General features: G+C 56.7%; 12 protein-coding genes. 11 read left to right on the plus strand and 1 reads right to left on the minus strand.

The window, feature by feature from the left end; translation table 11 throughout:
• On the minus strand, window positions 1-504 hold a 504-nt coding region (locus TSA66_RS12145), incomplete at its 3' end, for a flagellin N-terminal helical domain-containing protein (protein ID WP_040042502.1).
• Between the two features lie 293 nt (window positions 505-797).
• Between TSA66_RS12145 and TSA66_RS12150 the strand changes: the two genes are divergently transcribed.
• The 11 genes from TSA66_RS12150 to TSA66_RS12200 are packed head-to-tail and all read left to right on the plus strand — an operon-like array spanning window position 798 to window position 13,631.
• Entirely contained in the window at window positions 798-3,719 is a 2,922-nt protein-coding gene (locus tag TSA66_RS12150) for a tetratricopeptide repeat protein (protein ID WP_040040222.1), read from the plus strand.
• A complete protein-coding gene (rfbF, locus tag TSA66_RS12155) occupies window positions 3,716-4,486 on the plus strand; it encodes a glucose-1-phosphate cytidylyltransferase (protein WP_040040223.1) in 771 nt (256 codons plus the stop codon). The genes TSA66_RS12150 and rfbF overlap by 4 nt, the downstream gene beginning before the upstream one ends.
• Window positions 4,486-5,544: a CDP-glucose 4,6-dehydratase gene (gene rfbG / locus TSA66_RS12160; protein ID WP_040040224.1), complete on the plus strand. Its 1,059-nt coding sequence runs from the start codon at window positions 4,486-4,488 to the stop codon at window positions 5,542-5,544. The genes rfbF and rfbG overlap by 1 nt, the downstream gene beginning before the upstream one ends.
• Window positions 5,541-6,101 carry a dTDP-4-dehydrorhamnose 3,5-epimerase family protein gene (locus TSA66_RS12165; protein WP_040040225.1) on the plus strand — a complete coding sequence of 187 codons (561 nt, stop codon included), beginning with the start codon at window positions 5,541-5,543 and terminating at the stop codon, window positions 6,099-6,101. Before rfbG ends, TSA66_RS12165 begins: the two co-directional genes overlap by 4 nt.
• Entirely contained in the window at window positions 6,098-7,324 is a 1,227-nt protein-coding gene (locus tag TSA66_RS12170) for a class I SAM-dependent methyltransferase (RefSeq protein ID WP_040040226.1), read from the plus strand. The genes TSA66_RS12165 and TSA66_RS12170 overlap by 4 nt, the downstream gene beginning before the upstream one ends.
• The gene (locus tag TSA66_RS12175; RefSeq protein ID WP_040040227.1) at window positions 7,321-8,421 is read left to right on the plus strand and encodes a DegT/DnrJ/EryC1/StrS family aminotransferase; all 1,101 of its coding nucleotides are present in this window, start codon (window positions 7,321-7,323) and stop codon (window positions 8,419-8,421) included. Before TSA66_RS12170 ends, TSA66_RS12175 begins: the two co-directional genes overlap by 4 nt.
• 53 nt (window positions 8,422-8,474) lie before the next feature.
• Entirely contained in the window at window positions 8,475-8,714 is a 240-nt protein-coding gene (locus TSA66_RS12180) for an acyl carrier protein (protein ID WP_040040228.1), read from the plus strand.
• A gap of 4 nt (window positions 8,715-8,718) precedes the next feature.
• On the plus strand, window positions 8,719-10,281 hold the full coding sequence (locus tag TSA66_RS25545) for a class I adenylate-forming enzyme family protein (protein WP_052452274.1): 1,563 nt from the start codon (window positions 8,719-8,721) through the stop codon (window positions 10,279-10,281).
• On the plus strand, window positions 10,272-11,426 hold the full coding sequence (locus TSA66_RS25550; RefSeq protein ID WP_052452275.1) for a LuxE/PaaK family acyltransferase: 1,155 nt from the start codon (window positions 10,272-10,274) through the stop codon (window positions 11,424-11,426). The genes TSA66_RS25545 and TSA66_RS25550 overlap by 10 nt, the downstream gene beginning before the upstream one ends.
• Window positions 11,423-12,739, plus strand: coding sequence for an acyl-CoA reductase (locus tag TSA66_RS12195; protein ID WP_040040229.1), 1,317 nt, complete (start codon window positions 11,423-11,425; stop codon window positions 12,737-12,739). Before TSA66_RS25550 ends, TSA66_RS12195 begins: the two co-directional genes overlap by 4 nt.
• Window positions 12,732-13,631, plus strand: a complete 900-nt coding sequence (locus TSA66_RS12200) for a class I SAM-dependent DNA methyltransferase (protein ID WP_040040230.1) — start codon at window positions 12,732-12,734, stop codon at window positions 13,629-13,631. Before TSA66_RS12195 ends, TSA66_RS12200 begins: the two co-directional genes overlap by 8 nt.
• Window positions 13,632-13,635 lie beyond the last annotated feature (4 nt).

Consider the following 13,635-nt stretch of genomic DNA (forward strand, 5'->3'; position numbering starts at 1 on the left):
GTCGGCTGCCTTGGCGCTCGTGATGCCGACGTTGATGGTCTGGTTGGCATTGGCGCCGACCTGGAACTGAGTGGCCGACAGCGAGCCGTCGAGCACGTTCTGGCCGTTGAACTGGGTGGTGGTGGCCACGCGGTTCAATTCCTGTGCCAGCTGCGAGACTTCTTGTTGCAGGGAAGCGCGGTCGGACGCGGAGTTGGTGCCGTTGGCCGACTGTACTGACAGCTCGCGCATACGCTGCAGCAGGTCGCTGGCGGTGCCCAGGCCGCCTTCAGCGGTCTGCGCCAGGGAGATGCCGTCGTTGGCGTTACGTACTGCCTGATTCAGACCCTTGATCTGGGCGGTGAAACGCTCGGAAATCGCCAGGCCTGCGGCGTCGTCCTTGGCGCTGTTGATGCGCAGACCGGAAGACAGGCGTTGCAGGGAAGTGGCCAGTGAGGATGCCGACGAGGTCAAATTGCGCTGGGCATTTAACGACGCGGTGTTGGTGTTGATAACTGATGCCATTTTCTTTCTCCTGTATTAGGCGATCCCGACTAGCGGTTTCAAGCTTTGCTTTGTTGAAGCTGTTATCGGGTGATGCCGGAAAAACTTTAGTCAGATTCAGATTTATTTTGTCGAGCCTGACATGAATCGAAGCTTGCTGCCTGTTTTACGGACTAAATCGGAAAATCTTTAATGTTGCACATATTGCAATCCTTAAGCATTGAAGTAACAAAGTTTTCGGTGGCTGATCCATACATTGGCGTTGGCGCTAGACGGATAAGATGTCAACGAACCCGTAATGGAACCATCGGCAAATGACAGTGGAACAATTAGAAGCGTCTTCCGAAATTGAACAAGCCAGGGCGGCTCTGCCTCTGATCCAGAGCGCACTGTTGCAAGGACAGTTTCAGGAGGCGGAACAAACTCTCCATATTGTGTTGTCAATACTGGGGGAAGATGCGGATAGTCTGAACCTCGCAGTCATGGCAGCGCTAGGGCAGGGGAAAACCGTCGAGGCGCAAGGCTTTGCAGACCGCTTGCTGGCGGCCAGGCCCGACTGGCCGGAAGCGCTTCTGACGGCGGCGCAGGTCGCCGTTGTCGCCGGCGACTTCGGACACGGACTGGGCCTGATTGCTCAGGTATTGGATGCCCACCCGGATCATTCGGGTGCCTTGGCGTTGAGAGATCAAATCCCACAGGAGTGCTGCGGCGTGCTGCATACGGCGGAGCTGGAACAGCAGGTGAACGTGCCGGTGCCGCGCGGCGACAGCGCAGACCTGAATCGGGGAGACTTGACGCAGGGGGAGAAGGTCGCTCAAGAGCCCGTCGATGTTTTGCCTATTGCGGTGGCGCCCGCGCCGAAATTGCGCGGTTCCAGCGCTGAATTGATCGAGCAGGGCAAAAAGGAATTTACTGCCGGGCGGTATGCGCTGGCGCTCGAATATTTCGAGCATGTGCTCAAAAGCGACAGGAAGCACGCTGCGGCGCTTCACTTGAAGGCGGTGACGCTCATGCAGTTAGGGCGCCTGGTGGAGTCCAGGAGTATCTTCGAGGCGGCGCTCAAAGTGCGCACCAAGGATGCCGATCTCTGGAATCATTTCGGCAGCCTGATGATGTTGCGCGGCGCGCACGAACCTGCTTGCAAGGCTTTCAAGAAAGCACTGGCCTTGAATCCCCGGCACGAGCCGGCATTGATCAACTTGGGCCAATACCACATTGAGCGACGCGAGTTCGCCCAAGCCGAGACATTTGCCCGCAGATCGCTTGCCATCAACCCAGGCAGGTTTGAAGCGCTGAATAACCTCGGCGTTATACAGATCGAAACAAAGCGGCATGCAGATGCTGCCGTAACGCTGCGCAAGACATTGGAAGCCCATCCTTTTTTTGCGCCTGCCTGGATGAACTTGGGCGTTGTCGAGACCGAGCTGGGAAACCTGGCGTCGGCGGAAGCATGCTACCGCAGGGCAGTTGAACTTGCGCCTGAAATGATTGATGGCTGGAAGAACTTCTCTATTCTTTTGGAACGGCAGAAGCGGTGGAACGAGGCGAATGAAACTGTGGACCGCGGCTTGCAGTTCGCTCCGGAATATTCCGCTCTATTGGGACAGAAAGGCAATGTCCTGATTGGACAGATGCGTTACCAGGAAGCGATTCCCTATTACGAGAGGGCGATCGCGCTTGAACCCAAACCGGCGATGCTTTACTCAAATCTCGGACTTGCTCATTTTCATACCGGCAATCACGAGGAGGCCATCAATTGCTACCGCACCGCTCTTGAGCTTGACTCGCGCCTTGCAATGGCATGGAACAACATGGCCGGCGTATTTGAAAAGCGCAAGAACCTGCCCGAGGCGATTGCCAACTACCAGAAGGCGCTGGAATGTGATCCGAACTTCGCCGAGGTGTACAACAATCTGGGCAGCTGTTTCATGAATCTGGTCGAGCTCGATAAAGCGCTGGCCATGTTCCAGAAGTCTATTGAGCTCGAACCGAAATATGATGACGCCAGAAGCAATCTTCTGTTTTGCCTGAACTATCACCCTGAATTGACTGCGGAAGAGATATTCGGATGGTACAGGCGTTTGGGCGAGGAGGTGGAGCGCAACGTCGCGGACAAGCTCATATCGCATGAAGGCTGGAACTGGGACGGCAAGAGAAAGCTGCGTATTGCTTACCTGAGTCCCGACTTCAAGGGGCATGCCTGCCGCTACTTCATAGAGCCATTATTCCGGGAGCACGATCACACTCAATTCGAATTTTTCGCCTATTCCAATGTGCAGTATCCTGATGAACATACCGAACGGCTCAAGACATACGTCGACCAATGGCGCGACATCGTCACGCTGTCAGACGACGATGTTGTCGCACAAATAGCAGCTGACAAAATCGATATTTTGGTCGATCTTGCCGGGCACACTGCCGGCAACCGGCTTATGGTATGCGCTAGAAAGCCGGCGCCGATCCAAGCGACCTACATGGGATATGGCTACACCACTGGCCTGAAGGCAATCGATTACTTCCTTTCCGACGCCCAAATTGCACCCCATGGGTTCGAACACCTTTTTAGTGAAAAGCCCTGGCATTTGCCAGTAACTGGTTGCTACCTGCCTGATGAGCGGGCACCGCAAGTCACCTCGCTGCCGGCACTGAGAAATGGTTATGTCACGTTCGGTTGCTTGGCTCGCCCTGTGCGGATGAACCATCGCGTAATTGCGGCGTGGTGCGAAATCCTCAAGCGGATTCCCGAAGCGAAGCTACGCTTGAACCAACAGCCGTTCCATGATGATGGCACTCGGGAATTGTTCTGGGAGCGCTTTGCGGAGCACGGAATTGGTCGAGAGCGAGTGATCCTTGAGTACTGTACGCCCCACTGGCCGGCCTATCAACAGATCGACATTACACTCGATCCATTCCCGCACAACGGCGGCACAACGACATTCGAATCGATATGGATGGGTGTTCCAGTATTGTCAAAGCGAGACCGGCCATCGGTAGGACGTCTGGGGGCATGTGTATTGCATGCAATAGGCATGGACGACTGGGTGGTCGATACGGAGCAGGTATATATCGAAGAGGCTGTGCGACGCGCAGGCGACTTGCAGGAACTGGCACGCTTGCGCGCCGAGCTGAGGCTCCGAATCCAAGAAAGTTTGTTAATGCAGGTAGGGCCATGTACCCAAAGCCTGGAGCAGGCTTATCAACAGATGGCAATGGAAAAAATGAGGGATCGCTCGTGAAAGCGGTAATTCTTGCAGGTGGCCTTGGTACCCGTATTTCGGAAGAAACCCATCTGAAGCCCAAGCCGATGATCGACATAGGAGGGAAACCCATCCTTTGGCACATCATGAAGCTCTATTCCGCTCACGGGGTGAACGAATTCGTTATCTGCTGCGGCTACAAGGGATATGTGATTAAGGAGTATTTTGCAAACTACTTCATGCACATGTCGGATATCACGTTCGACATGAAGAATAACCGTATGGAAGTACATCAGAAATATGCCGAGCCATGGCGGGTAACGCTGGTGGATACCGGCGAGAGTTCACTCACAGGCGGGCGCCTCAAACGTGTGGAGAAGTATGTGAAGAACGAGGAGGCGTTCTGCTTCACTTATGGTGACGGTGTGGCGGATGTCGATATCAGTGCATCAATCGCTTTTCATAAAGCTCATGGCAGGCTGGCGACTGTGACAGCGGTTCAGCCACCAGGGCGCTACGGCGCATTGACGCGCGAAGGCGATGAAGTGATCGGTTTTACTGAGAAACCGCGAGGTGAGGGCGGCCTGATTAACGGCGGATTTTTCGTTCTCTCGCCACGCTGTATCGAGCGCATTGCCGGGGATGATACAAGTTGGGAAGGAGAGCCGCTGACCAGCCTAGCCGCAGACGGCCAACTGCGAGCCTTTGAACACAAGGGGTTCTGGCAGCCGATGGATACATTGCGGGAGAAAAATATGCTGGAAGAGTTGTGGCAGTCCGGCAAAGCGCCGTGGAAGGTCTGGTAATGCTGCCTGACGAGTGCTTCTGGCGCGGCAAACGGGTCTTGCTGACCGGACATACCGGCTTCAAGGGCGCATGGCTGGCGCTCTGGCTGCATCGGCTGGGCGCGATTGTGAGCGGGATTGCGTTGCCGTCGAATACCTTGCCCAACCTGTTTGGGCTCATCAAAATCGACGATCTAACGCATAACCGTTTTTGCGACATCCGCGACGCGACTGACTTCGGGACCGCGGTGCGCGAGGCGGCGCCGGAAATCGTTCTTCATCTCGCCGCCCAGCCTCTGGTGCGCGCCAGTTATCGCCAGCCGCTGCAAACCTTTTCCACCAATATTATGGGCACGGCGCATTTGCTCGATGCCTTGCGCGGGCTGGATTCGGTAAAGGTGGCTTTGTTAATTACCACCGACAAGGTATACCGCAACCTTGAATGGCCATATCCCTACCGCGAAGACGATGCTTTGGGCGGGCGCGATCCATACAGCGTCAGCAAGGCGGCTTGCGAACTTGTCGTGGCGAGCTATCGCGACAGCTTTCTGGCAGAGCAGGGGGTGGCGGTCGCCACAGCGCGTGCGGGCAATGTGATCGGTGGAGGGGACTGGTCGGATGATCGCCTGATTCCCGATGCCGTGCGGGCTTGGGAGTCGGGGAAAACCTTGGAAATTCGGCGCCCTTGTGCCATCCGTCCTTGGCAACACGTTCTTGAACCTTTGGCAGGCTACTTGGTGCTGACCGAGAGGCTTTGGGACCAGCCCGGCCTCGCAGGGGCGTACAACTTCGGTCCTGAAACGAGCGAAGCGACGACGGTGCGCGACGTGGTGGAACTGGCACGTAAGGTGTACGGCAAGGGCAATGTGGTATGGGGCGATGGCAGCGCTGGCCCGCACGAAGCTGGATGGCTAGCGCTGGAAACCGCCAAGGCACGGACGGTACTGGGCTTGAAGCCGCGCTGGGCGCTGGCGGAATCGGTTAGCCGGACAATGAACTGGTACCGCCGTCTGGCGGAAGGCGCACATGCGCGGATATTGTGCGAGGGCGACATCGCCGCTTACGAAGCTGGCCTATGAGACACTTTAGTTTTATTGATACTCTGCTGACCGGGTTGAAAATCGTCGAGCGTCAACGAATCGGCGACACGCGCGGATTTCTGTCGCGGCTGCTTTGCACAGAGGAGCTCGCCGCTGCAGGATGGGAAAAACCGGTTGTTCAAATCAATCATACCTATACAGCGCGAGAGGGAACGGTGCGCGGAATGCATTTTCAACACGCCCCGCATTCCGAGATGAAGCTGGTGAGCTGCCTACATGGTGCAGTATGGGATGTGGCGGTAGATTTGCGCGCTGATTCCGACACCTTTCTGCAATGGCATGCCGAAAGATTATCAGCGGAGAACAACCGCGCATTGCTGATACCGGAAGGTTTTGCTCATGGATTCCAGGCACTGACCGACGATGTCGAGCTGTTATACTGCCATTCGGCCGCGTACGCCCCCGAATCCGAAGTCGGCCTTAATCCATTGGATGCACGCCTCGCAATTGCCTGGCCATTGCCGGTAACCGAGCTGTCGGCACGGGATGCGGCGCACCCGCCCATCAGCGAGGAGATGGAAGGAGTGCGTGTATGAAGTGCCGTCATTGCGGGGAACAGTTACTGCTGTCCTTTCTGGATCTTGGCGCCGCGCCCCCTTCCAACGCCTATCTGACTCGCAAGGCTCTGCACACGCCTGAGCTCTGGTTTCCTTTACGGATACTGGTCTGTGAGCAGTGCTGGCTGGTGCAGACGGAGGATTTCGCCAGGGCCGATGCCTTGTTCGATGCCGAGTACGCATATTTCAGTTCCTTCTCCACGACTTGGCTCGATCATGCCAGTCGTTACGTGGATACGATGATCAATCGTTATGCGTTGGGACCGCACAGCAAGGTAGTGGAGGTGGCGGCCAATGACGGCTACTTGCTTCAGTTTGTTCAAACCCGGAGCATCCCTTGTCTCGGGGTTGAGCCCACTGCCAGCACGGCAACTGCCGCCCGTAAAAAGGGGGTGATGGTCGTAGAAAGTTTCTTCAGCGATAGCCTTGCCAGCGAGTTGGCGGCAGATGGCCATAGCGCCGATTTGATAGTGGCGAACAATGTGCTCGCTCATGTCCCGGATATCAATGACTTTGTTTCCGGCTTTACCACCCTGCTCAAGCCACAGGGCGTTGCCACCTTCGAGTTCCCGCATCTATTACGCATGGTGCAGGAAAACCAGTTTGATACGGCCTATCACGAGCACTATTCGTACCTGTCGCTTATTGCCGTTGAGCGGATTTTTTTCTCCAACGGTCTGAAAATTTTCGATGTAGAAAAGCTCTCTACTCACGGCGGCAGCCTGCGGGTGTTTGCACAACGGGCCGACACCGGCTCGCAGCCCCGTTCAGTCAGGGTCGACGAGAGTTTGGAGGAAGAAAAGGCAGCAGGGATGACTACGACCGGTTTTTACACCGGCTTGCAAATAAAGGCTGAACAGGTAAAGAATGATCTGGTGGCCTATCTGATCGAGGCCAAGCGCCAGGGCCTGAAGGTTGCGGCCTACGGAGCAGCGGCCAAGGGGAACACCCTGATCAATTTTTCTGGCGTGCGCCCAGACTTGCTGCCCTATGTGGTGGACCGCAATCCCGCCAAGCAGGGCAAGTTCATGCCGGGTAGCCGGATTCCGATTATGGACGAAACGCATCTGAAGACCGACCGCCCGGATCGCGTGCTGGTATTGCCGTGGAACCTGCGCGACGAGGTGACAGCGCAGTTGAACTATATCCGTGAATGGGACGGGAAATTTGTGACGGCGATTCCCAAACTGGAGATTCAATGAAGTCACGCATACATTACACCAAGCCGTCCATCTCGGAGCTGGAGGTGGCATATGCTACCGACGCTGCGCGCAATGGATGGGGCGAGCACTGCTATGAATATATCACCCGCTTCGAAGATGCTTTCAAGGCGCATCTCGGTGTCCGGTATGCGATCGCGACATCCAGTTGCACAGGGGCGTTGCATCTGGGGCTGGCTGCTCTAGGTATTGGCCTCGGCGACGAAGTGATCATGGCCGACTCCAACTGGATTGCGACTGCAGCACCGATCGTGCATCTCGGCGCTACACCTGTATTTGTAGATATTCTGCACGACACATGGTGTATTGACCCCGACCTAGCCGAGTCTGCCATTACCCCGAAAACGAAAGCCATTATTGCCGTGCACCTGTACGGCAATTTGTGTGACATGAAACGGCTGCTGGCTATCAGTGAGAAGTATGGTATTCCCGTCATCGAAGACGCGGCCGAAGCAATCGGTTCTGTATATCACGGCATGAGGGCCGGCAGCATGGGAAGGTTCAGTACCTTCTCCTTTCATGGCACCAAGACCATCACGACTGGGGAGGGCGGCATGTTCGTTACGAATGACGCCGATCTTTACGAGAGCGTGCTTACCATGAGCAACCACGGCCGCGCACGCGCCCAGGTGCGCCAGTTCTGGCCTGATATGGTGGGCTTCAAGTACAAGATGTCCAACATGCAGGCCGCCATCGGTTGCGCGCAGATGGAACGCATCGAAGATCTGATTGAGCGCAAGCGCGAGATATTGGCCTTCTACTGGGACCAACTCGCAGGATTGTCGGGCGTTGTCATGAATCCGGAACTGCCAGGCACCCAGAACGGTGGCTGGATGCCGACGGCCGTTTTCGACGCCTCGACGGGTATCACGCGTGAAGCGCTGCAGGCCGCATTTGCGGCAGCTAACATCGATGCGCGGGTATTCTTCTGGCCGCTGTCTTCGTTACCAGCTTTTCGCCCGCGGCCGGAAAACCTGAACGCCTGGTCCATTCCATGCCGGGCAATTAATCTGCCTAGCTATCATGATATGTCGACCGAAGAACAGGAGCGGGTTATTGACGTTCTCATGCAGATGTGAATCGGCCTTCCAGCCTCGTCACTGCGCTGTTTATCCACTTTAATAGGAAATGTATGAGCCAGGAGAGATTCAAGAAAGTTTGCGAAGCGTTTCAATCGGCGTTTGGAACCGATCCCGGAGCGATACGCGAAAACAGTGAGCCCGGCGACATTCCAGGCTGGGATTCGCTGGGGCATGTACGCCTCGTCGCAGAGCTTGAGCAAGTATTCGGTACTAGCTTCGAGGTAGATGAAGTGATGGAGATGGAAGACATCTCCGCCATTCTCCGGCTTCTCGCTGCTAAAGGTTATTAACTCAATGTTTGCCGGTGATTTTGGCAAAGCCTTGCTGCTCCGGGCAGAGGGCGAGATTGTCGAGGGACGAACAGGCAAGCGCCTGGCCGGCGCTGAGTTGCGAATGGCGGGTGCTGCTGCGGCTACCTATCTTAGTCAGGCAATGGGATCATCCAGCGGTCCTGTTCTGATGATTCTGGAGTTGACCCTTGAGTCAGTCATCGCCTATTTGGGCGCGTTGGCTTCCGGCCGACCCGTCGTGCCGGTGGATGTCCGGGATTGGCAGCAAAAGAAAGCGAGTTTGCTGGAGGCAGTTCGTCCGGCCGGTTGCTGGTTGCCCCGCCGTATTCTGCCTGACAATATCGAATTGCCGGCCAACATGAATGCCGTGTACGGATTGCCGGACATTATAGGCCGCGGCAATGACTCTTCCATCCTTGGCTTGCATACGGTGTGTAGCCTGGAACCGGGAGTGCGGGTGATGATTCCGACCTCCGGATCAACGGGCCGCCCGTCCCTTGTGCAGGTCTCGGACTTGAATCTTTTCACGAACACCCTCGACATCATTTCCTCACAAGGCTTGACCTGCCGGGACAAGGCTCTCCTGTGCCTTCCACTGAGCTACTGTTTTGGCGCTAGTGTTCTGCATACCCATCTCTGGGCTGGAGGAAGCGTTGTCGTGGATGATCGCCTCATGTTTCCCGACAAGGTTCTCAACGTCATGGAGTCAGAGGGTTGCACGACGTTTGCAGGCGTTCCAACGACCTTTCTCCATCTCCAGAACCACAGTTCCGTTCTGCGTCGCCGTTTCCCTTCGCTCAGGCTTTGGTTGCAGGCCGGAGGCCATTTGGCGGCCCCCGTCGTGAATGCGTTTCGCGCAGCACACTCCGAGGCGGGATTTATGGTGATGTACGGGCAGACGGAAGCAACTGCGCGGATTGCATCGTTTCTCGTGGATAGCGAGTACCCAGCTGGATGTGTGGGATATCCCTTGCCGAGTTTGGAAGTTCAAATCCGAACCGATTCTGGCGATGTATGTGGAGCTGGAATTCAGGGCGCAATCTGGATCCGAGGCCATTCTGTCTGTATGGGCTACCTGAACGACCCGATCCGAGAGGCGGAGAGGTTCGTTTCCGGATGGCTCAACACAGGAGATATCGGGCGACTCCTGCCTGACGGGAGGCTTTCTATTACGGGACGCTCTGACGGGTTCATTAAGGTGCGAGGCCGGCGCGTCAGTTCGCAGGAGGTAGAGGATCTGGTTTGGAAACTCTTCGCTGCCCGTAGCTGCGCTTGTCCGGTTTCGGATCCTGCCAGTGGGGAGGTCATTGGTTTGATCCTGGAGCCACCACCAGGCGATGCCGGGATGGCGGCCAACGAGCTGTCGACCGATGCGAAAGCGGAATATCGCAACTCGAAACCTGAAGTTTCTCCCGAATTGAGACAGCGGCTTCGGGCTGCACTGCCTCCACATTGGGATTTGGGACCGGTGGTTGTCGCGGTTCTGCCTATCACAGTCAATGGAAAGGTGGACCGAATGGAATGTCGTACGAGATTGTTGCAGGTTGGAGAGGGTCCATGGAACTAGATTGGTTTGCTCCACCGCTTTATTCTGATGCGCCGTCGGAGAAGAGATCACGCTTGCTGGCGGTGCTCAGGCAGCAAATGCGCGACGGAGCGTCCGTAAACCCCGCTTTCCGCGCATTTCTTGATGCCCAGCCTCTGAAGCTGGATCAAGTCCGGGTGCTGGAGGAGCTTCCATTTCTGCCTGTTTCCATATTCAAGCGCGTTGATCCGCTTTGCTTTTTGCCGGGAGACTTGATTTACCGCGTTCTGGAGTCATCCGCGACTTCCGGCCAGCAGCCGAGCCGGATCGCGATTGACCGAGCGACGGCCAAACTGATGAGCAGGGGAGTGACATCAATCATTTCTGATTTCATCGGCTTGCATCGTCGTCCCTATTTGATCATCGATCGTCCGCCCACGAATGACCGACAAAGCGCGGCAAATGCAAGAACGGCGGCGATTCAGGGATTGATGGGATTTGCGACAGAAATCTGTTATGCGCTTCGTCCGGCAAAACCAGGCGAGGAATCGGATGCCGATCCGGATGGATCAGTTCTCGACGCTGAGGCTGTCGAGGCGTTCTGCGGGAAGAATCACGCCAGCGACATCGTGGCGTATGGGTTCACCTATGTGGTCTACCTTCATCTTGGTGGTGGTATTGAATCCAGCCGCATGGCGCTGGAGAGAATGCGTGCCCGCGTTGGGCATGCATTGCTTCCACGGGCTTGCATCCTGCACAGTGGAGGCTGGAAAAAGCTCCTGCATCTGTCCGTGGACAAGGAAATATTCAACCAACGAGTCAGCGCGGCGCTGGGTACGCCTGTAAGTTCGGTAATCGACTATTACGGCATGGTCGAACAGCTGGGCGTGGTGTATCCGGATTGCCCCGCAGGGAACAAGCATGCACCGCGGTTCGCACAAGTTGTACTTCGCAAGCCCCTTGACTGGTCGGCTTGCAAAGAGGGGGATGTGGGCTTGATCCAGGTGCTCAGCGCTTTGTCGCCGTCATTCCCGGGACAGTCTCTACTCACCGAGGATCTCGGGCTCATGGTGCATGAGGACGGATGCCCATGTGGTCGCCGTGGTATCGCGTTCCGATTTGCAGGCCGCGTGCCAAAGGCCGAAGTGCGTGGATGTAGTGACGTGCAGCATCGGAGGTTGCCATGAGTAGCTGGCTAGGAAAAGTGCTCTATCCGGCGAATGTTGCCGACCTCGATGCTGCGCTTGATGAGTTTCTGCGCCATCCACTTGCGAGCGATACAGATACGCTGGACGCACTGATCGGTGGGATGGAGGAATGGGCGCTCCAGATGGATGCGCGCGTGGGCAACGATGTTGGCCTTCCTTTCCTTAAGACGTGGTGGCGGCGGTCGCAACTCCGGAGTGTTCTTCGCCATGAGTTCGGTAACAATGCACCACAAGGGCCGCTGGATATTTCCGTCTCCCTTTCTGAGCGCTCCTGGGCACCGCTGGGCACCGTACTGCACTGGCCTGCCGGTAATGTTCCTATCCAGCCACTCCTGTCGTTGACGGGTGGCATACTGGCTGGCAACAGGAATATCGTCCGGGTTCCATCGGCGCTCCTCAATTTTGTCGAGTCCCTGCTGCGAATTGCGCCTGCCTCAGCGGCGCCGGTTCTTGAGCGAGTCGTGTTCGTCTCCTTCCCCAGTGAACGACTGGACCTCGGAAAGGCTTGTGCAGCCCGCTCCGATGGCGCAATGATCTGGGGCGGGGAGGAGGCTGTGACAAGCGTGCGAAGCCTTGGATTTCCCCATTGGGCCCGCCTGCATGTCTTCGGTCCTCGTGTATCTGTCGCAATGGGGCTCCTTGACTTGCACACGCTCTCGCAGCCGGTGGAACTCCAGCGACTGTGCCGTCGCCTAGCCCGCGAGACTTGGCAGTTCGATCAGCAAGCCTGCTCATCTCCACTTGCCCTGTATGTCGAAGTCGCCGACGACGCCGCGCGAAGCGCAGGAGGAAAGGCCGCGGCACTGAAACAGTTGGTTGAGGCGTTGGCAGAAGCCTTCGCAGCGGAAGAGCGTGCCCATCCTCGCGTGGACTTCGATTTTCGGGCGAGCGTGGATGTCTTGTTATCGCGTTCCCGCTGGCTGGTCGACAATGACGGAGCTCATGCTGTGCTTCCGGACGGGCCCGCATGGTCTCTGCTCTATGGCGGAATGGATGACTGGGTACCTTCGCCCGTTCACGGCAAGACTTTGCACATTGTTTCTGCGGCGCGCCTGGAAGAGATTGCTGCCAGACTGGATGGCTCCACTCAAACGATCGGTATCTGGATTCATGATGCGCAGCGCGAAGCGGCGATAGCGCGCACGGCACATGCAAAGGGCGTGGATCGGGTTGTCCGCATCGGCCTGATGCATGTCTTCAATACCCCATGGGATGGCCAGGAGCTGGTGCGCCCCCTCTGTCGCCATGTCCACTTCATTCCAACCCGCACAGAAAGTCCTGCAAATGAATAACGGTGACCTTTTCCTGCAAGCGCTTGAGCGTAAGGCCAAGTTACTGTATCCATCCGTGAGGAGAACCGTCGACAGTGCGCCAGACGACTGTTACTGGTTGCTGAATTCACTGGCCCGCTGGACGCAGACGGCTTTTGGCGAGAAGGCCTTTGACTTGGCGGCCACCGGCTATGCACGATATGCGCTGGAGGTCAATCGCCTCCAGCAAACCTACGAAAAATCCGGAGTTTTTTTCGCGGGCGAGAAGGAGCGCGTGCCCGAAGAGGTCTACCAGAACCCGGAATACATGATCCCGTACATGTGGGCGGCCGTTCTTATCTATCCCTTCTGGCCCTCCATGGTTCGCCACATTTCGTTCCTTCGCGATCGTTTCGTCCGGGCGCTGCCCCGTGGAGCCTCCATACTGGAACTGGCTTGTGGGCATGGCGTATTGGGGTTGCTGGCGTTGGAGGAGCGCGACGACCTCACTGTTGAAGGCGTTGACCTCAGTCCTGCCGCTATCGAGATCGCCATGCGGCTTAGGGCCGTATCCGGGCTGGCCCAGAGGTCTTCTCTCAAGGTGATGAACGCGCTGGATCTGGATCAGGCCGGCGCCCCTGGTCGCTACCAAGGTATTCTGGCTGCGATGCTAGCGGAGCATCTGCATGAGCCGCAACTGCTGTTTCGTACCATAGCTCATCACCTTCACCCCGAGGGCATTTGCTTTTTTAGTACTGCGATCGAGTCAGCCCAAAAAGACCATGTATATGAATTCCGTACCGAGGCGGACGTTATTGCGATGGCGGCGGAATTCGGGCTGAGGGTGGTGGATCTGGTGTCCGATGGTTCACGCCGACCAGGTTCCAGATACCGTCCGCGCGCGCTTGCCACCATTCTCGAACATCGAAACTAATTCA

The organism is Noviherbaspirillum autotrophicum, assembly GCF_000818395.1.
GTDB lineage: Bacteria > Pseudomonadota > Gammaproteobacteria > Burkholderiales > Burkholderiaceae_D > Noviherbaspirillum > Noviherbaspirillum autotrophicum.

Coding starts and splice junctions, on each gene's coding strand:
- TSA66_RS12150 (WP_040040222.1), top strand. CDS start 798: ATGACAGTGGAACAATTAGAAGCGTCTTCCGAAATTGAACAAGCCAGG.
- rfbG (WP_040040224.1), top strand. CDS start 4,486: ATGCTGCCTGACGAGTGCTTCTGGCGCGGCAAACGGGTCTTGCTGACC.
- TSA66_RS12165 (WP_040040225.1), top strand. CDS start 5,541: ATGAGACACTTTAGTTTTATTGATACTCTGCTGACCGGGTTGAAAATC.
- TSA66_RS12170 (WP_040040226.1), top strand. CDS start 6,098: ATGAAGTGCCGTCATTGCGGGGAACAGTTACTGCTGTCCTTTCTGGAT.
- TSA66_RS12175 (WP_040040227.1), top strand. CDS start 7,321: ATGAAGTCACGCATACATTACACCAAGCCGTCCATCTCGGAGCTGGAG.
- TSA66_RS12180 (WP_040040228.1), top strand. CDS start 8,475: ATGAGCCAGGAGAGATTCAAGAAAGTTTGCGAAGCGTTTCAATCGGCG.
- TSA66_RS25545 (WP_052452274.1), top strand. CDS start 8,719: ATGTTTGCCGGTGATTTTGGCAAAGCCTTGCTGCTCCGGGCAGAGGGC.
- TSA66_RS25550 (WP_052452275.1), top strand. CDS start 10,272: ATGGAACTAGATTGGTTTGCTCCACCGCTTTATTCTGATGCGCCGTCG.
- TSA66_RS12195 (WP_040040229.1), top strand. CDS start 11,423: ATGAGTAGCTGGCTAGGAAAAGTGCTCTATCCGGCGAATGTTGCCGAC.
- TSA66_RS12200 (WP_040040230.1), top strand. CDS start 12,732: ATGAATAACGGTGACCTTTTCCTGCAAGCGCTTGAGCGTAAGGCCAAG.